Annotated in this window: 17 protein-coding genes and 1 pseudogene; 17 read left to right on the top strand and 1 reads right to left on the bottom strand. The window is 32.2% G+C overall.

The genetic code is table 11. The annotated features are described in order from the left end of the window. Positions 1 to 186: ATP-binding protein (locus EKM02_RS13590; RefSeq protein ID WP_158614758.1), on the top strand; the 186-nt coding region annotated here is incomplete at its 5' end. Between the two features lie 18 nt (positions 187 to 204). Here EKM02_RS13590 and EKM02_RS13585 read toward each other — a convergent pair. Further along, positions 205 to 1,119, bottom strand: a complete 915-nt coding sequence (locus EKM02_RS13585) for a site-specific integrase (RefSeq protein ID WP_158614757.1) — start codon at positions 1,117 to 1,119, stop codon at positions 205 to 207. Between the two features lie 527 nt (positions 1,120 to 1,646). Between EKM02_RS13585 and EKM02_RS15175 the strand changes: the two are divergent. The 16 genes and pseudogenes from EKM02_RS15175 to EKM02_RS13505 all read left to right on the top strand — a co-directional run. Next, positions 1,647 to 1,733 (top strand): annotated as a pseudogene (locus tag EKM02_RS15175) (heavy metal-binding domain-containing protein); the annotation flags it as partial. Between the two features lie 345 nt (positions 1,734 to 2,078). Continuing rightward, the gene (locus EKM02_RS13575; protein WP_126456023.1) at positions 2,079 to 2,468 is read left to right on the top strand and encodes a hypothetical protein; all 390 of its coding nucleotides are present in this window, start codon (positions 2,079 to 2,081) and stop codon (positions 2,466 to 2,468) included. A gap of 251 nt (positions 2,469 to 2,719) precedes the next feature. Beyond that, the gene (locus EKM02_RS13570) at positions 2,720 to 3,148 is read left to right on the top strand and encodes a hypothetical protein (protein ID WP_126456021.1); all 429 of its coding nucleotides are present in this window, start codon (positions 2,720 to 2,722) and stop codon (positions 3,146 to 3,148) included. A 38-nt stretch (positions 3,149 to 3,186) separates the two neighbouring features. Next, complete coding sequence (locus EKM02_RS13565) at positions 3,187 to 3,402, top strand: hypothetical protein (protein WP_126456019.1); 216 nt, start codon at positions 3,187 to 3,189, stop codon at positions 3,400 to 3,402. 71 nt (positions 3,403 to 3,473) lie between these two features. Further along, positions 3,474 to 4,157, top strand: a complete 684-nt coding sequence (locus EKM02_RS13560) for a HupE/UreJ family protein (RefSeq protein WP_126456017.1) — start codon at positions 3,474 to 3,476, stop codon at positions 4,155 to 4,157. A 10-nt stretch (positions 4,158 to 4,167) separates the two neighbouring features. Beyond that, positions 4,168 to 4,791 (top strand): hypothetical protein, encoded by a 624-nt coding sequence (locus tag EKM02_RS13555; RefSeq protein WP_126456015.1) that lies wholly within the window; start codon positions 4,168 to 4,170, stop codon positions 4,789 to 4,791. Between the two features lie 29 nt (positions 4,792 to 4,820). Continuing rightward, positions 4,821 to 9,161 (top strand): CusA/CzcA family heavy metal efflux RND transporter, encoded by a 4,341-nt coding sequence (locus EKM02_RS13550; protein ID WP_126456013.1) that lies wholly within the window; start codon positions 4,821 to 4,823, stop codon positions 9,159 to 9,161. A 182-nt stretch (positions 9,162 to 9,343) separates the two neighbouring features. Next, positions 9,344 to 10,471 carry an efflux RND transporter periplasmic adaptor subunit gene (locus EKM02_RS13545; RefSeq protein ID WP_126456011.1) on the top strand — a complete coding sequence of 376 codons (1,128 nt, stop codon included), beginning with the start codon at positions 9,344 to 9,346 and terminating at the stop codon, positions 10,469 to 10,471. Between the two features lie 177 nt (positions 10,472 to 10,648). Further along, positions 10,649 to 11,326 (top strand): response regulator transcription factor, encoded by a 678-nt coding sequence (locus tag EKM02_RS13540; RefSeq protein ID WP_126456009.1) that lies wholly within the window; start codon positions 10,649 to 10,651, stop codon positions 11,324 to 11,326. Further along, positions 11,319 to 12,587: a sensor histidine kinase gene (locus EKM02_RS13535; RefSeq protein WP_126456007.1), complete on the top strand. Its 1,269-nt coding sequence runs from the start codon at positions 11,319 to 11,321 to the stop codon at positions 12,585 to 12,587. Before EKM02_RS13540 ends, EKM02_RS13535 begins: the two co-directional genes overlap by 8 nt. Positions 12,588 to 12,652: 65 nt before the next feature. Next, positions 12,653 to 15,064 carry an outer membrane beta-barrel protein gene (locus tag EKM02_RS13530; protein ID WP_126456005.1) on the top strand — a complete coding sequence of 804 codons (2,412 nt, stop codon included), beginning with the start codon at positions 12,653 to 12,655 and terminating at the stop codon, positions 15,062 to 15,064. A 5-nt stretch (positions 15,065 to 15,069) separates the two neighbouring features. Then, positions 15,070 to 15,297, top strand: coding sequence for a hypothetical protein (locus EKM02_RS15170; protein WP_126456003.1), 228 nt, complete (start codon positions 15,070 to 15,072; stop codon positions 15,295 to 15,297). Positions 15,298 to 15,627: 330 nt separating this feature from the next. After that, complete coding sequence (locus tag EKM02_RS13520; RefSeq protein ID WP_126456001.1) at positions 15,628 to 16,383, top strand: phosphatase PAP2 family protein; 756 nt, start codon at positions 15,628 to 15,630, stop codon at positions 16,381 to 16,383. Between the two features lie 1,070 nt (positions 16,384 to 17,453). Next, on the top strand, positions 17,454 to 17,663 hold the full coding sequence (locus EKM02_RS13515; protein ID WP_126455999.1) for a helix-turn-helix domain-containing protein: 210 nt from the start codon (positions 17,454 to 17,456) through the stop codon (positions 17,661 to 17,663). 2 nt (positions 17,664 to 17,665) lie between these two features. Further along, positions 17,666 to 17,980 (top strand): HipA N-terminal domain-containing protein, encoded by a 315-nt coding sequence (locus tag EKM02_RS13510; protein WP_126455997.1) that lies wholly within the window; start codon positions 17,666 to 17,668, stop codon positions 17,978 to 17,980. Continuing rightward, on the top strand, positions 17,973 to 18,896 hold the full coding sequence (locus EKM02_RS13505) for a HipA domain-containing protein (RefSeq protein WP_126455995.1): 924 nt from the start codon (positions 17,973 to 17,975) through the stop codon (positions 18,894 to 18,896). The genes EKM02_RS13510 and EKM02_RS13505 overlap by 8 nt, the downstream gene beginning before the upstream one ends. Positions 18,897 to 19,744 lie beyond the last annotated feature (848 nt).

Raw genomic sequence — 19,744 nt, 5'->3', positions numbered from 1 at the left:
ATGGATTTGGTAGAGGATAGAAATCAAAAAAGAGCCACAATTTTCTGCTCACAACTACCGGTGAAAAACTGGTATGATCTCATTGAAGAAAAGACAATTGCCGACGCTATTTTGGATCGAATTATACACTCGGCAATACGCTTTGAACTCAAAGGAGAATCCATGAGAAAAAAAATGAAAAAATAGTAAAAAAATTATCTAATTTTAACCTAAGAAATCATCAGCAAAACAACTGTCCACTTTGCTCCGGAATAGGGTGTCCACTTTCATCGGAATAGTCAGTAAATAGGAGAGTCTAGCATCATATAGATTTGAATTGTTTAATTTTAATAAGTCAATAAAATTCATTCCTCTACAGTAGAAACTAAACAAATACATGTCTTTTGCAAATTGATGATTCTTATTTGAGCTGAAATCTTTAGCAATCAATTTTTGCAACTCTTCATCAGTCAAATATTCTCGTTTTGCTTCTTTCTTTAGTGCAGAAATTTTGTAGTGTTTGAAGGGATAGGTGTTGGAGGAGATTGTCTCTCTTTTTATAGCATTATTAAATACTGCTCTAATCGTTCTCATTTTGATGCTTATTCCGCTATCAGTTCCTTTATTACTTCTTAGAAAAGAATCATACTTTTCTAAGAACTCAAAATTTAAATCTTGAAATTTAAGTTCCGGTTTTATATAGAATTTTTTGAGGGAGCTCAAGGTTTCTTTATAGATTTTTGCCGTACCAATTTTATTGGAATTTAGGAATTCATCTGTAATTTCTTGATGAAATTTATAATAATCTAATGCAGGTGCCTTGGTCACATCATCTGCTTTTATTTCATTAGCAATATCCTTAATTGTGAAATCAACATTCAGTCGGCGTTTCTCCCTTATAAACTCTTCGATCTTGAGATTGGTTTTGCTGATGAAATTATTTATTTCAGTAATTCGTTTTAATTCTAATCCTTTCTTATTTGTCTTTAGCATACTACTCTCAAAACTCCAAGCATCATATTCGCAGGCGTAGTTTGTAGCCATTGAGGTATTGCGTCTATTTTTGATTAAAACCAAAACGATTGAATATTTTCCATCTCTATTTGGAGTTTTCTTTATTGTGAATTTTATTGAAGCCATATTTTTTATATTTTTGACGAACATTTGACGAACATTTGACGAACATCGGTGTTACAAAAGTATAAAATAATCAATAATAGGAATAATTTATTGAATATAATGTGTTAAAAATCAGTAAAGTAAGAGAAAAGAAGAAAAAGGAATAAATAAAGCACCTGCCTTCTAAGCAGGCGGTCGAAGGTTCGAATCCTTCTGCCTTCACAAAAACCCTTATAAACGTTTGATTTATAAGGGTTTTTTATTTCTAGTTGCCAGTTTAGTTGCCTTTTGTACATGTTGATAACTTTTTACTAGACAAAAAGCCCCGATAACATTTTAGTTTATCGGGGCTTTTTTGATTAATCTGTAAAATCAATTATTATTGCGTCGGGCGTTGTATCTTCTCGGCTGTTGTTTCTGATTACGCTCATTCCGCTGTAATGTTTTTTTGATTTGGTAACCAAAAGACATGAAAAAAAGTGCTTACTGTTTAAAGTGGCCCTTTGTTTTGAATTTATTTAGTCGGTTAGTAGTGAAAAAAAATGGAAACTCAAAAAACGTACAGCTGCCCAATGCATCCAGAAGTTACGTTGGATAAACCCGGAAAATGTCCCAAATGCGGAATGAATTTAGTGGAGAAAATAGAGTGAAAATTCTATTAGCAACTAACGGTTCAAAATAAAGTAGTACCCACAAAAGTAGTTGAAGGTTCACCAAAAAACATAATACTTTATGGAACTTAAGAATCCAAAAATGATGTGATGTTGCTCCTGGTGTTCCATCATTTCGCTTGAGTTTTTAATACTGCATCAAATATATTCGTTGATTTTAGATGCAAAATAGTATAATAAATACTGCAATCAAAAAGAAATTCCTAGCTAATGTATCATCAGACACATTAGCTAGGAATTTCTGTAGATCAAGATTTACTTACAATTTTAAATTTTTGGCAATCAATAAAATTTAGTACTTTTACAATCTTGAAAAAAATAGTTGTCATATCATTCCTTTTTGCTTTTTTGTGTGCTAACACAGAGATTGGGCAATTATTTAAATTGCCGAACTTAATACATCACTTTTCAGATCACCAAGAAGATAACATTGGTCAGAATATTTCATTACTTGATTTTATAGCTATTCATTACAATGATAGTCATCAACATTCAAGTAAAGAAAAAGATAGTCATCAAAATTTACCTTTCAAGACAATTAATACAAATGTAAATACGGTTCTTGCTTTTATGAACCAAACAGCGTTTTCTTTTCGCAAGCCTACTATTATTTATCTAAACCGCACTGTAGCTTTCAGTCAGGATTTTTACATTTCCAGCGTTTTTACCTCTATCTGGCTTCCCCCTAAGTTGAGTTAATTAATTTTATTTTAAACCGTAATTAGTTATATTTTTAATATTTCTGATTGCTATTTTAAAATATACTTTGTTATTTACGTATAGCGAACGATACGTTGTATGAATTACATTAGCATTCATCACTAACTAGACGTTTAAGAGTTTTAGGTTCTCCATAACTAAAATCTTTTTAGACTTCACAAAAATCTCCTAGCGTTTTTAGTGTCGATCTGTAAGACAATCAATATTATTTAATTCGAAAAACATCTATAATGAAAACAATTAAATCCATTGCAGTTGCGATACTGATAACTATTGCAGGCACAACAATTTCTAATGCACAAGTAAACGAAAATCAATCCAAAACGCCGCACGGTGGAATAATACAAAATTCAGGCGACTACAAAATTGAAAGGGTCGAAAGAGAAAATAATATTAGTTTTTACGTACTGAATGCGAAAGGAAAAACGGTTTCAAATAAAAAAATTACTGGCTTGGCTGTTTTTGAATTTTTTAATAAAACAAAAGCAACGAATCCAGTTTCTTTGGACACCAACAATGCTTTATTTGTACAAGTTCCTAAAGCAAGCATATATGCTTATTGTACCATCACATTACTTGTCAATGGAAAAACAATCTCTTCCAAATTTAAAAATAGCCAAGTTTCTGAACAAGATATTAATCATGGACACCAACATTAATTTTATTATTCTTTATAAACCCAATTAAAATTACAATTATGAAAAATTTTTTAATCGTAGCGACTATCGCAATCGGAATGTTAACTTCTTGCAACAACAAAGCAAATAACGAAACTGAAAACACTGAAAGTCAATCTACTGAAACAGTAGAACAAGTTCAAGTGATCACAGATTCTACGGATCAAGTAGGTACGGACAGTATTAATCAAGTGGAGCAAGATAAAGTTGACGCGGCTCATGGTCACACGCATTAGTATAATTTAACAGGCTGCTTCTCTTGCGAAAATTTCAGGAGAGAAGTAGTTTTTAAAAGAAAAATAAAATTATGAATTCAAAAAAAATAATATTTTTTGTTATACTTTTTTTTGTCGGCATCACAGGTGTTTTTGCTCATGGTGTCGATGAAAATACACAAACTTTTTTGTCAGGAAATGATGGCGTTGCTTTTGGCCCATTTCTCTATATTGGAGCAAAACACATGCTTACGGGTTACGATCATCTGCTTTTTTTAGTTGGTGTTATCTTTTTCCTTTATCGTCCGAAAGAAGTGCTACTTTATGTAAGTTTCTTTACAATTGGTCATAGCGCAACATTATTGTTTGGAGTTATGAGTACTATATCAATTAATTCGTATTTAATTGATGCCATTATCGCACTGTCAATAGTGTATAAAGGTTTTGATAATTTAGGTGGTTTCAAGAAATTTTTCGGAACGCAACCCAATACAAAAGTAGCTGTTTTGATTTTTGGATTATTTCATGGTTTCGGGCTTGCCAGCAAATTGCAAGATTTCAAATTTGAAAAAGAAGGATTGTTTACCAATCTGCTTGGATTCAATATTGGTGTCGAAATAGGTCAGTTCATAGCATTGACTTTTGTGCTAATCTTGATTACTTTATGGCGCAGACATTCCAGCTTTATGAAATTTTCAACAATAACAAATACGCTGCTTATGGCTGCTGGATTTGTATTAATAGGATATCAATTAACGGGTTATTTTACATCTTAAAAATTAAAAAATGTCAGAAATAAATCATCAAATAGTAAATAAAAAACAAATTATCAAAGCAGTTATCTTCGCGTTACTACTTTCTGTACTAATTTTAGTAAGCGCAGTTTTACCTGCCGAATATGGAATGGATCCAATAGGAACAGGCAAACTGATCGGGTTTAGTAAGCTTTATGTACCAGCGGATGCTGATGATGGATTAGCTACAATAACAGGAAAAACATTCCCATTAATTAAAATGGAAAAAGCAGGTTCTGGACCTGAAGTAAAAAGACCAATCGAAGCAAATAATCCTGCACCTGAAAAACAATATGCAGAAAGAGAAGACACGGTTGAAGTAATCGTACCGGCAGGAAAAGGAATTGAATATAAAATTTATATGCTGAAATATGGCAAAATGAAATACGAATGGACGACTAATAAAGGAATTGTTTATTTTGATTTTCACGGGGAAGTAAAACAAGCTAAAGAAACTAATGACGTTTATTTTGAAAGTTACACGCTTGCCTATTCCAATAATATGGTTGGGACTTTTTATGCTCCGTATGAAGGAAAACACGGTTGGTTTTTCAGAAATAATGAAAAGACAGCCATTACAGTTACAATAAAATTAAAAGGTCAGTATTCAATATAAGTAGTGAACATTCCTTAATATAACAAATTATGCTAAATAAAATTATTGAGTTTTCAATCAAAAACAAACTCATTATTGGACTGTTTATTTTAGCTCTCATCGGATATGGGAGTTATCAATTTACCAAATTACCAATTGATGCCGTTCCTGATATTACAGATAATCAAGTCCAGGTAATTACTTCAGCACCATCACTGGGTGCGACCGATATTGAAAGACTGATTACTTTTCCAATAGAACAAGCCAATAGTAATATTCCTGGACTGAAAGAAATTCGTAGTTTTTCTCGTTTTGGTTTATCAGTGGTTACCATTGTTTTTAATGATGCAACTGATGTGTACTGGGCAAGACAGCAAGTAACAGAACGATTAAGTGCTGTTAAAGACCAAATTCCCACCGGTATTGGAAATCCAGTTCTTGCACCGGTGACAACAGGTCTAGGCGAAATTTATCAATATGTTGTACGAACCAAACCCGGTTATGAAAAAAAATACGATATTACGGAGTTAAGAACCATTCAAGATTGGATTGTTCGCCGGCAGTTATTGAGCGTTGAAGGTGTGGCGGAAGTGAGCAGTTTTGGTGGAAAATTGAAACAATTTGAAATAGCCGTTGATCCAAATAAATTGCAATCCTATAATATCACTATTACAGATGTTTTTACGGCTTTAGAAAAAAACAATCAAAATACGGGTGGTGCTTACATTGAAAAAGGCCCTAAAGTTTTATACATCCGCAGTGAGGGATTAATTAATACTATCGAAAATATTAAAGATATTGCTATTAAAAACACTAATAACGGTAGTCCTTTGTTTATTCGTGATGTAGCTGAAGTTCGCATTGGTAGTGCTATCCGTTACGGAGCAATGACATTTCACAAAAAAGAGGTTCAATCTGGTGAAGTTTCAGGTGCAGTAGTAATGATGTTAAAAGGAGCCAACAGTAATGTGGTTATTAAAAACATTAAGGATCGTATTGCACAAATTGAAAAAACATTACCCGAAGGTGTTATACTAGAACCTTTTCTAGACCGCACCAAAATGGTAAATAATTCGATTTCGACGGTCGAAAAAAATTTATTAGAAGGTGCATTAATAGTTCTCTTTGTTCTTATTTTCTTTTTAGGAAATTTAAGAGCAGGATTAATTGTGGCGTCAGTTATTCCTTTGGCAATGTTGATAGCAGTCATATTAATGAACATATTTGGGGTGAGCGGTAATTTGATGAGTTTAGGGGCATTAGATTTTGGATTGATTGTAGATGGTGCTGTTATTATTGTTGAAGCGTGTTTGTTTAGTTTGCACAGCAGGAAAACTGCTCAAATTTCACAACAAGAAATGGACAGCACCGTACTAAAAACGTCAATAAAAATGCGTAATGTTTCCGTTTTTGGGGAATTGATTATATTGATCGTGTACATTCCCATTTTTACGTTGCGCGGTATTGAAGGGAAAATGTTTTTACCAATGGCACAAACCATTGCATTTGCTCTGTTTGGTGCTTTTATATTGTCATTGACTTATGTTCCGATGATGACCGCTCTATTTTTAAATAAAAAAATATCCCACAAAAAAACTTTTTCAGATAAAATGATGGAAAAATTAGAAAATTTTTATCAACCCATTTTGAACAAAGCATTGGGAATTCCAAAAACAATTATTGCTGTAACATTAGGATTGTTTGTTTTAGCGCTGATTACACTTTCGTTTATGGGTGGTGAATTTATGCCCTCGTTAGAAGAAGGAGATTTTGCAGTAGAAACTAGGGTTTTGCCGGGAAGTAATTTGCAAACTTCAATGACAGCTATTTCACAAGGTGCAAAAATATTAATAGAAAAATTTCCCGAAGTGGAGAAAATTGTAGGCAAAACAGGAAGTAGCGAAGTGCCTACCGATCCAATGCCAATTGATGCAAGCGATATGATGATCATTTTAAAGAACAAAAGCGAATGGACTTCTGCCACAACTTTTGACGAATTATCAGAAAAAATGGCCAAGGAATTGGAAGCTGTTCCTGGAGTTTCCTTTGGTTTTCAATATCCGGTTCAAATGCGTTTTAATGAATTGATGACTGGTGCTAGGCAAGATGTGGTCTGTAAAATATTTGGAGAAAACTTAGATACGTTGGCGTTATACGCCAATAAATTAGGTAAAATTGTAAGTACCGTAGAGGGAACTTCCGATCTTTATGTAGAAACCGTTACCGGAATACCACAAGTAGTAATTGACTACAACAGAGCTTCCATTGCACAATACGGATTAAACATTCAGGATATTAATCGAGTTGTAAATACCGCATTTGCAGGACAAAGCACAGGGGTTGTTTATGAAGGTGAAAAACGATTTGATTTAGTAGTTCGCTTAGAAGGCGAAAAACGTCAGGATTTGGCGGATGTTCAAAATTTATTAATTCCAACGGCAACTGGTTTGCAAATTCCTTTATCTCAATTAGCTAAAGTTGAAATTATCGAAGGACCGAATCAAATACAAAGGGAAGATGCCAAACGTAGAATTGTAGTTGGATTTAATGTACGAGGCCGTGATGTACAAAGTATTGTAAAAGAACTGCAAGGTAAAGTCGAAGCTCAAATAAAATTTCCTGCGGGTTACTATCCTACGTATGGCGGTGCTTTTGAAAACTTAAACGAAGCCAAAAATCGTTTGATGATTGCAGTTCCTGTTTCATTACTATTAATATTTATTTTGCTCTATTTTGCGTTCAATTCCGTAAGACAAGGACTGTTGATTTATTCGGCAATTCCACTATCGGCAATTGGAGGTATTTTCTTTTTAGCATTGCGAGGAATGCCGTTTAGCATCAGTGCCGGAGTTGGTTTTATAGCCTTATTTGGTGTAGCGGTTCTGAATGGATTGGTGTTAATTGCAGAATTCAACAGCATTCGAAAATCGGGGGAAACCGATTTAAAAGCGATTGTTTTGCAAGGAACTAGAATACGATTACGCCCCATTTTAATGACTGCATTTGTAGCATCATTAGGGTTTTTACCCATGGCATTAAGCAATGGTTCTGGTGCAGAAGTACAAAAACCATTGGCAACTGTTGTCATCGGAGGTCTGTTGGTTGCAACATTTTTAACTCTATTTGTTTTACCAATTTTATATATCATGTTTGAAAAAGGAATTAAATTACAACTCAAAAAGATAAAATCAATTACGACTATCCTGGTATTGGGATTGTTCTTTTCTTTTCAAAGTACCAATGCTCAGGAAAAAATTTCAATAGAGCGCGCGATTGAAACAGCTCTTTTAAACAATATTAAAATTAAAAATGAAAAACTGAATTCAGAGTACTTGCAAATAATGGAAAACACAGGTTATGATATTTCCAATACGGGAATTATAAGCGAATATGGTCAGTTTAACAGCACTGTAAATGATGTGAAAATTGGTGTTTCGCAAAGCATAAAATTCCCAACCGTTTATAAAAGACAGAAACAACTTTTAATAGAAGAAGCCAAAAAAGGACAATGGAACGAAGCTTTGCAAAGAAAGCAATTGACCAGACAGGTAACAGTCGTGTTTTACGAAATGTTGTATTTAAAAGAAAAGGAAAAGCTGTTGCTAAAAAGCGATAGTATATATTCTGATTTTTTAAGGATCTCAACGCTTCGGTTTGATAAAGGCGAAAGCAATATATTAGAAAAAGCAACCGCTGAAAACCAATCCGGACAAATAAAAATTCAACTTTTGGAATTACAAAGTGATTACAAAATAATTCAATCACAATTCAAGTATTTACTTAATACAGATAAAGACTTTGTCCCAGTTTCAAATAAATTTAAAATGGATTTCATCAAAAATTCAGATACAAATGCTATTAGCAATCAACCCAGTGTGAAATTATTTGAGCAAGAAGTGAATAGCAGTAAAGCAGAAGTTTCACTTGAAAAATCTAAAAAATTACCAGAATTAATTGGTGGTATTTATTACCAGACTTTCAAAACAAATACTGTATTTCAAGACAATAATAATGGTGTTTACGGACAATTAGGAGTAGCGCTTCCATTATTTAATACAGCAATAAATAACAGGAAAAAGGCTTTAGAGATAAATACGCAAATAGCCGAAAATAATTTAAATAATGAAAAACTAAAACTGGAAAGCAAGAATCAGGAATTAGTCCAGGAATATAAAAAACACAAAGAAACTATCGCCTATTACGAGAGTCAAGCTTTAAAAAATGTTGATTTAGTAACTAAAGCGGCTAATGATAAATTTATCAATGGTGACATTAATTATATGGAATGGGTAATGCTTATTAATCAAGGTACCGAAATTCAAAGCAGATACATCGAAGCAGTTAAAAAATTAAACACAGCTGTTATTGAAATCAATGCTTTAACTAGTTAAAATAGTTTAATTATGAAAGGAGCATGATCGTAATTAGGGTCGCCAGCGCCAATGATGATATGCGAATTACATATGACTGGACTTGCTAACTTTACCCGCATAAAAAGTTAAGAATAAAAACCTTAATTTTAAATTATGAAAAAGAATCGAAAATTCACAAATACCAAAATAAAAATACTATCATGATTAAAAAAACAATTATTACAATATTGGCAATAGTATTCCTTTCTTCCTGTGGAGATAAGAAAACGGAAAGCGAAACAGAAGCTAATCCAACTATCGAAAACACGACAACTCTTACCGATGCACAAATAAAAAATGCAGGTATTGAAACTGGAAAAATCACACAAAAACAAATTTCATCTACCTTAAAATTAAATGGTAAAATAGATGTGCCGCCTCAAAGCTTAGTTTCCATTAGTGTTCCTATGGGCGGTTATTTAAAATACACCAAATTGTTAGAAGGAATGCATGTTACCAAAGGGCAGGTTTTGTGCGTTGTAGAAGACCAACAATACATTCAACTGCAGGAAGATTACCTTTTGGCGAAAGCAAAAATTGGGTATGCAAAAGCCGAATTTGAAAGACAAAAAGAACTCAACCAAAGCAAAGCCAGCAGCGATAAAGTGTATCAACAAGCACAATCAGAATACAACTCACTATTTGTAATGGTGCAATCGTATGGCGAGAAATTAAAATTTGCGGGGATAAATCCGAATAATGTTTCAACAAAAAACATTTCAAAAAGCATCAATGTATACTCGCCAATAAGTGGTTATGTAGCTAAGGTAAATGTAAATATTGGCAAGTATGTAAACCCGAGCGATGTTTTATTCGAGATTGTAAATCCATCGGATATTCATTTGGCCTTAACCGTATTTGAAAAAGACATCAATAAATTGGATATTGGTCAATCGGTATTGGCTTATACTAATACCAATCCCGAGAAAAAATATCCTTGCCAAATTATTTTGATAGGTAAAGATTTTTCAGAAAACCGCAGCACTGAAATACACTGCCATTTTATAAATTATGATAAAACACTTTTACCGGGCATGTATATGAATGCCGAAATAGAATTAAAAAGTCAGCAATCAAATGTACTGCCATCTGATGCTATTGTAAATTATGAAAATAAGAATTATATCTTTATTGCCAAACAAAATAAACAATTTGAAATGAAAGAAGTCACAATAGGAGCGACAGAAAATGAATTCACTGAAATTCTTTCAGACGATTTAAAAGAGGCAACTATTGTGATTAAAGGTTCTTATTCCCTTTTGATGAAAATGAAAAATGTAGAAGAATAAAAAACATAAATTTACAGTAATGACAGAAAATAATTTTTAAAATCAACCACGCTGTCATATTTAGGTAGTTGCATTAGTTGTCAGAATTTTATAAGTGAATAACTCAGTTAAATTTATAAAAAACAATTTAATACCTAAATTCAAATTTCATTCAAAATTGAATTGTTAATTTGCAATATGAAAATTCTAATCATCGAAGACGAAATCGATATTGCGAACAGCATAAAAAGTTATCTAAAAACAAATGATATTCATTGCGAAACCGCAAGCACGTATCAAACGGCTTTAGACAAAATTATTATGTATGATTATGATTGTATTTTAGTAGATCTAATGCTTCCGGGTGGTGATGGATTTAGCATTTTGAAGAAATTGAAAATACTAAACAAATCAGAGGGGATTATTATAATTTCGGCTAAAGAAACGTTAGAGACCAAAATCGAGGGATTCAATCTTGGAGCAGATGATTATTTGACGAAACCCTTTCATCTTTCAGAGTTGTTGGTCAGAATTCAGGCCTTGGTTAGAAGAAAAAAATACGACGGAAACAATAAAATTGAATTCAATGAAATAGAAATTGATACTTTAGCAAAATCGGTAAAAATTGGAGAGAAGAAAATAGAATGCACCAAGAAAGAAATTGATTTATTATTGTTTTTAATTGGAAATAAAAACAAGGTTTTGTCTAAAAGCGCCATAGCTGAACACCTTTCGGGTGATATGGCGGACATGCTGGACAATCATGATTTTGTTTATGCCCACATCAAGAATTTGAAAAAAAAGCTAAACGATGCCGGAAGCAATGATTACATAAAATCAGTTTACGGAATTGGTTACAAATGGAACAATGAATAAAAAATTATTACATACTACTCTAAAATATTATGTTTTATTTTCTTTAATAGTGATGCTTTCAGCAGCTCCATTATTCTTTTATATAACTCAATTACTGTATCTACATGAAACAGATGAAGCCTTGCAACTTCAAAAAGAGGAATTCGAGTTATTGTATGCGCCGCAATTACAAGACAAGGATGTTGCAGTTTGGAATAAATGGAATAGGGATATAAAAGTAGAGAAAGTTCAGAAAATAATTCCTAGAGACACACTATTCAGCAATAGTTATTATAATAATTTGGAGAAAGAAAAGGAACCCTATCGGGTGCTAAATGCTCCAGTTACAATTAATAATAAACACTACCTTTTTACTGCCAGAATAAACCTAGTTGACAATAAGGATTTTATTGTCAGTATTTTAATGGTGTTTACCATCATTATTTTAATTCTTTTATTTGGATTATTTATCATTACTAAAAGGCTATCTCTTAGGCTTTGGAAACCATTTTATGACACTCTCGAGCAAATTGAGAAATTTGAAATCGATAAAAGTTCCCATCCAAAATTAGTTGTAAATACAATTGAGGAATTCAATCGACTCAATCAGGCAATAAATAAATTGATTGAAAAAAACACACGCATTTATAAAAGCCAAAAAGAATTTATTGAGAACGCAGCACACGAATTGCAAACACCAATTGCTATTTTTAAAGGAAAATTGGAAACATTATTGCAAAGAGACGATGTGTCGGAAGAACAATTTGAAATACTGGATAAATTAAATGATACAACAACAAGGCTAAACCGATTAAATAAAAACCTGTTGCTTTTATCAAAAATAGAAAACAAACAATATAACATTCCTGAAGAGGTTCTTTTAAATGAGGTTATCACAAATCAATTAGATTTTTTTAAAGAACAGGCATTAGCAAAAAATATTAAGATAAATACTGCTTTAGAATCGAATACATTTGTTAAAACGAATCTGTTTTTGTCTGAAATTTTGATCAGTAATTTGTTTCTGAATGCAATTAATCATAACGTGGCTAATGGAAGCATAAATGTTGTTTTGCATAAGAATGCTTTAGTTTTTTCCAATACGGGTATATTAAAATCGCTTGAAACAGATAAATTATTTGAACGTTTTTCTAAAGTAAATCCATCCTCGAAAGGGAACGGTCTGGGTTTATCAATAATTAATAAAATTGTAGAGAACAACAATTGGGAAGTTATTTATAGTTACAAAGATAAGTTACACATTTTCGAAATTCAATTCTAAAATTCAATATTTCTTCAAACTCCAATCGCAACTTTGTCGTTTAAATAAAGAATAAAAATTAAGATATGCCAATAAAAACAATATTATTAGTATCATTTCTAATACTATCAATTTCAGATTTATTAGGACAAAACAAAGCGGTCACACTATCCGGAATTACAAAAGATAAAACCTCAAAAGAGACTTTGCTGTATGTAAATGTACTCTTGAAAAACACAAAGGATAACGTTTTGATTACGGGAACTGTTACCAACGAAGAGGGTAGGTTTTCATTTTCGAATGTAGTTCCTGGAAATTACTTTCTAGAGTTTACACTTGATGGATACAAAACAAAAAACCAACCTATTTATGTAGGTTCACTTTCTGAATTTCTAGATGAGGGAAGCATTGAATTGGAAGACAATGCTACTATTTTAAATGAAGTTGTGGTCGTTTCAAAGGAAGAACTTATTAATCAGAAAATGGACAAAAAAACCTTCTCTGTGGCAGATAATATCAGTCAGAGTGGTGGTTCTGTTTTACAAACAATGCAAAATTTGCCTGGTGTTTCTGTGCAAGACGGGAAAGTACAAATTAGAGGCAATGATAAAGTCACCGTTTTAATTGATGGAAAACAAACTGCATTAACAGGATTTGGAAACCAATCGGGCTTAGATAATATACCCGCATCTGCGATAGAAAAAATTGAAATCATTAACAATCCTTCTGCAAAATACGATGCCAACGGAAACGCTGGAATTATCAATATTATTTACAAGAAAAACAAAAAAGAGGGATTCAACGGAAAAGTGGGTTTTACCTCTGGATTGGGTGCGCTGTGGGAAAGAAAAGAAAATTTACCAACTATTCGTCCGCAATACTCATTAACACCAAAAATTAATCCGACGTTATCACTTAATTATCGTAAAAACAAAATCAATGCTTTTTTTCAGGGTGATTATCTTTATACAGAAACGCTCAATAAAAACGAGTTTGTAACGCGAACCTACACTGATGGAACTATTATTAATCAACAAACCAAAAGAAATCGGAATACGCACTTTACTACTTTAAAAACTGGAATTGACTGGAATATTAATGACCGAAATTCATTAACCGTTTCTGGTCTGTTTGGAACCGAAAAAATCATTGACAATGGAGATCAGCCCTTTTTCAATGAAAATTATTCGGAACGATTGCGACTGTGGCAATTTTTGGAAGATGAATTAAAAACCACCGCTATGGCTACTGCGGCATACCAGCACAAGTTTAAAGAAGCAGGACGGTTATTAAATATTGGTTTAAATTATACTTTTCACAGAGAGGATGAAAAATATTTTTTTGACAATATTTTGCCAACCTACACCGGAAAAGATGCTTTCAAATTGTTATCAGAGGAGAAAGTAGCCGACTTTAATATTGATTATATCAAACCCTTAAAATACGGAAGATTTGAAACCGGTTTTAAATTCAGAAAAAGGGATATTCCAACTAATATGCAGTTCTTCCCCGGCGCAAATTCTCCCATAGATAGCGGTGCTGGCGGTCAAGCAACTTACAAAGAAATTATTCCGGCCGTGTACGGAAATTATATTTTTGAAAACAATAAAATTGAGGCAGAACTGGGTTTGCGAGTAGAATATGTCGATTTGCAATACAATATCAATCCAGATCATAATACCTATAAAAGTGACGGGTACAACTATACCCAACCTTTTCCAAATGTGCGATTGGCATACAAAATTGATGACAGCAATAAAATATCATTATTTTACAATCGTAGAGTAGACAGGCCAAATGAAGTCGATATTAGAATATTTCCAAAATACGATGATGCAGAAATAATAAAGGTTGGGAATCCTGCACTTCGTCCGCAGTTCACCAATTTGTTAGAACTAGGTTATAAAACGAACTTAAAAAAAGGATATTTTTATTCGGCCGTGTACCACCGTTTTGCAAATGCTACCATTACTCGAATAGCATCGACAGTTCCAAACAGTAATTTAATCTATTCTATTTTCCAAAATGCAAATAAAAGTTTCAATACAGGGATTGAAATGATCTTTTCACAAGAGATTGCAAAATGGTACTCATTCAACTTCAACTTAAATGCGTATCACAATCAAATTAATGCTTTTGCTGTTGAAAATAAATATCCAATTCCCAATACTTTTTCGGCAGAGAAGCAAGGCATCTTTTCTGGAAATATTAAATGGAACAATATCTTGCACTTATCCAAAAAAGTGGATGCTCAAGTAACCGCTATATATTTGGCGCCAGATATTATTCCGCAAGGAAAAATTGCTTCTCGATTTTCAATTGATTTAGGGATTAAAAAATCAGTCCAAAATGGCAAAGGAGAATTCTTTCTAAATGCAACCGACATTTTAAATACATTAGTAATCAGGAAACAAATTCAAGGTCTGAATTTTAATTACAGTAGCACCGATTATTACGAAACACAGGTAGTTCGATTACGTTATAATTATAAATTTTAACTCAAATGGAAAAAGTACCGGGAATCACAATCGCATTTTGGATAATGAAAATATGTGCAATTACTCTGGGTGAAACGGCTGGAGACTTATTTTTAATGACATTGAATATTGATTATACACTTAGCTCATTAATCTTAATTGGGTTTTTATTGTTACACTTCAAATGCAATAGTAATGAAAAAGTCACTTTTATTTGTTTTTCAATGTATTTTCAAAATTATTTTTTAAAATAGTATGCTCAAAAAAATCAAAATGTCAGGCAGATTTTCTTTGTTACTTTATTTTACACTTTGGTTTCTTATCGTCTCTCAAATAGTACGAATAATATTTTTTATTTGGCAATTCGGCAAAGTTTCATTTAATATTTTTACCGTTAAAGGAATATTATTTACCGAATTATTGATTGATATCGGAACTATCAGTTTTATTGTACTTGTGGCTGTTGCCCTAAAAAGCATATTCCATAATAATTTGTCCGACACAGAGACAAGGAACGATCGAAGTTTGGAATCAATGATACTTTGCATTCCGCCAACACCAGAACATTACATACAATAATTCATATGTTAAAAATAATTATATTTTCATTCTTTAGTATCGTAGCTATAAATGCGCAGGAAGTAAAAACAGATACTATTTCAAAAGCAGCTATTCCTCAAAATATTAAATTCAATTACAAACAACTTATTATTCCGGCTGTATTAACGGGGTATGGTTTTATAGGTATTGAAAGTGATCAGTTAAAAAGTTTCAATTCTCAAATCCGAGAGGAAGTACAAGAAGATATTGATACCAAGACAACTATTGACGATTTTTCGCAATATGCACCTGCACTTTCAGTTTATGCATTGAATGCCGCAGGAATTGAAGGAAAAAATAATTTTAAGGATCGTTCTTTAATATTGGTCACTTCCTACATCATTATGTCTGCAACAGTTTTGGGATTAAAATCGTTAACCAGAGTTGAAAGACCAGACGGAAGTTCCAATAATTCTTTTCCATCAGGGCATACTGCAACAGCTTTTTCCGGAGCTGAATTTTTATGGCAAGAATACAAAGACAAATCGATTTGGTACGGAATTTCAGGATATATTGTTGCAACAGGAACAGGAGTTTTTAGAATTGTCAACAATAAACATTGGCTGACAGATGTTGCTGCTGGTGCAGGAATAGGAATTTTAAGCACTAAAATTGCTTACTGGATAAATCCATATATAAACAGGAAATTATTTAGGTCCGAAAGAAATGATACAACATCAGTTATTGCGCCTTTTTACAATGGAAAACAATTAGGATTGTGCTTGGTGAAAACTTTTTAAAAACGGAACCTCTATTTCAATAGTCAATTATTACAATTACTTATCTTTTGATTACAAAAATACAGTTTATAAAAACCTGTGTTTAATCGTATTTTTTTCCTTAAGTAGTACAAATACTCAAAACGTAGATAATAATATTTGTAGAGCTATTAATCTTAATAGCTATAGATATTTATTCGGGTAAAGTTAACAGTTTCAGATTGTGTTATTATTTTAAAATAGTTTTGAATTTGAATTTAAGGGGATTGCTCAAGTTGATTAAACATAAGTGATAACCATTGACAATGGTTTTTTAAAATTAGACAAAATATCGCATCAGAGTGATTTTAAACTACCGTTTATAATATTGCTCCTTTTGACCTTATGACGTTTAAGCGTCCGACTAACTTACATTTGTGGAAAGAACAAAAAACGAAACTGGAACAAAATGATTAAAAAACAATCCAAGTAGCTGTTGATCGATCAGTATCTGATGAAATCCTAAAAAACGATATTAACATATTTAATTGTCAACCTTATTGTCAATTAAAAATAAAATACTGTAAATCGAACGATTACATGGTTAAAAGTGGAGTAGGTGGGACTACAATCGAACACTTAATACCGATATTGACGTTTTTTGAGAGCTTAAAATTATGATATAATATGTTGATTTTTAATATTTTAAATAGTTGTTTTTTGACGGTATTTTTTTAAGGTTAAGAAAATTAACTAAGTACTTTAACGTTTTTAATAATTATAAGTTTTTAAAGGAAAAAAGGGGTACATAAAGGAAATGTTACAGTTCAACATTCGAACTCTAATTCACGGTCGAACATTTTGTGTAGGTAGAAATTACGATAGATTATTCGAAGCATTCAATTTTATAACATTCAGAGTTTCTAACAACAGAAAGTAAATTTTTAAAATTACCGGTATAACAGTAAAACAACCTTTTATTTCTCTTATTTAAGCCAATTCACTATAACTTACGTATTAATTACCGTTATAGCGGTAAAAATAATGTTTTTATTTTAAAACACTTGCATTGTAAAGCATATTTTTTTATTTTTACTGTTAAAGCGGTAAAAATGAATGATTTTAATTTAGGTCTCTTCATAAAAGAGCATCGTAAGCAAGCAGGATTAACACAATTAGAATTGGCTAATCTAGCAGGTGTAGGGAAGACTACAGTTTTTGATATTGAAAAAAATAAAGAAACGGTTAGCTGGAATAATCTTTTAGCTGTTCTAAAAGTACTAAACATTGAAGTTCAGTTTAAAAGCCCAATAAATAAATAATTATGAAAAAAGCAATCATATTTGTTCACAACAAAAGAGCAGGAATATTGAGTGAGAATACTACTGGAGGATATGAATTTATCTATGATCACAATTATGAGGGCGAACCTGTATCACTGACAATGCCTTTAAATACTAAAACATATTCATTTGCCAAATTTCCCTCTTTTTTTGAAGGATTGTTGCCAGAAGGAATTATGCTCGAAGGGCTTTTAAAAATTGGTAAAATTGACAAATATGATTATTTCTCACAACTAATTGCAACAGGAAATGATTTGGTAGGAGCAGTAACGGTAAAAGAATGGAAAGATGAATAGATGTCCAATCACTTACGAACTATGTGGCACTGAAAAATATAGCGAAAAAGGACTTCGGATGATTGCTCCTAAACTTACTACATTACATGATTTACCATTTACAGCTGCTGAACAAAGGCAAGAAGCGGCAAATCGTGCTAAGAAATTATCCATTCAAGGAGTTCAACCTAAATTAAGTGCTGTTATTTCAGTAGCAAATCAACAATTTGAAATTGTAGATCAATTTGGTAATTATATTATAAAACCTCAAAATGACATTTTTCCTGAATTGCCAGAAAATGAAGATGTAACTATGAAGATGGCAAAAGTGTATGGGCTTGATGTGCCTCTTCATGGATTGGTTTATTCAAAAGATGGGAGTCTTTCTTATTTTATTAAACGATTTGACAGATACAGTAAAGGAAAAAAATATGCTACGGAAGATTTTGCACAACTGACAGGAAGCTCAAGAGATACCAAGTATGATTATACTATGGAAAAGTTAGTCAAAGTGATTGATGAATACTGCACTTTTCCTGCTATAGAGAAAGCAGATTTTTTTAAACGAGTTTTATTCTGTTTTATAACAGGTAACGAAGATATGCATTTAAAGAACTTTTCGGTAATTACAAAAGCGGGAAAAACCACTTTGACCCCAGTTTATGACTTTTTAAATTCCTCCATTTCCGTTAAAAATCCACAGGAAGAATTAGCGCTATCTCTTAAAGGTAAAAAGAGCAATTTCAAATCAACGGAATTAATAGAGTATTACGCAAAAGAACGCTTAGGACTTAATGATAAAACGGTTACCACTATTTTAGCTGATATGAATAAAAGCCTGTCTAAATGGATTGAACTTGTAGAAGTGTCTTTTTTGTCTGACACTATGAAAGAGAAGTATCTGAGTGTATTGGATAATAGGATGAAGAGATTTTAAATAATCAGGTATATCTACGTATAAATAATCGTGTTAAAATCATTTATATTTGGTAGATAACAAATTGTAATACGTATTATTGAGGAACACTTTGCGTAGCGGGATATTAGATTTAAATGGGATTATTACATTTAAATATGCCCACTCTTAACTGTGATAAAAAAAATCACAGATAATGGAAATGGAGAAGTTAACAGAGACTGAAACATTGTGATTATAACTGAACGGAAGCTTTTATTTGATAATAATAAAAAAAGACTATTGAGAGGCTTTCTTTTCTTATTATTGTAAATCATTGTTGTAGCGGGCGCAAAGTAAGAGACTATTGCGCAGCATTATCGCGGCACACTTTGCGGAGCAGTTGTTTAAAAACCAAAAGCCACTCCGTAATGAAGTGGCTTTTGTTATTGATTTTCTTTGTGGGCACGAGCCAGAGGCGTCGCTCTAGCCATTGCGATTATTTCCGCTAGGACCAGCTGGGGGTAAAAAAAGTATCTTGCTAAATCTCATTGAAAGCTTTGCTTCTAAAAAACTATTTAAAGTCTATTTAAAAAAAACATAGCTACACTATAAGCAAAAAAGAGCCTGTCTCACAACTTGTGAAATAGTCTCATTTTCTATTTTTTATTCGGACTCCTATTGGAGCGAATGTCTCAAATATTCAATTCTCAAGGAGTTGTTTTAGTATTGAGACTTGTTCTTTTTGTTTGATTTTGTATTGTATGCTCATTGCGGGCACGGTTTGCAAAACCGCCTTCTAACCGCTTACATATCCGCCTTTACTTTGTATTAGATAAAAAACACTAAATTTATTCAAAGGAAAACAGAGGTGAACTATCAATTCCGCT

It is taken from the genome of Flavobacterium sp. RSP49 (genome assembly GCF_003968735.1).
Taxonomy (GTDB): Bacteria; Bacteroidota; Bacteroidia; order Flavobacteriales; family Flavobacteriaceae; genus Flavobacterium.
The sequence above is the reverse complement of the archived record's forward strand: the minus strand, read 5'-3'. Positions and strand labels throughout refer to the sequence as shown.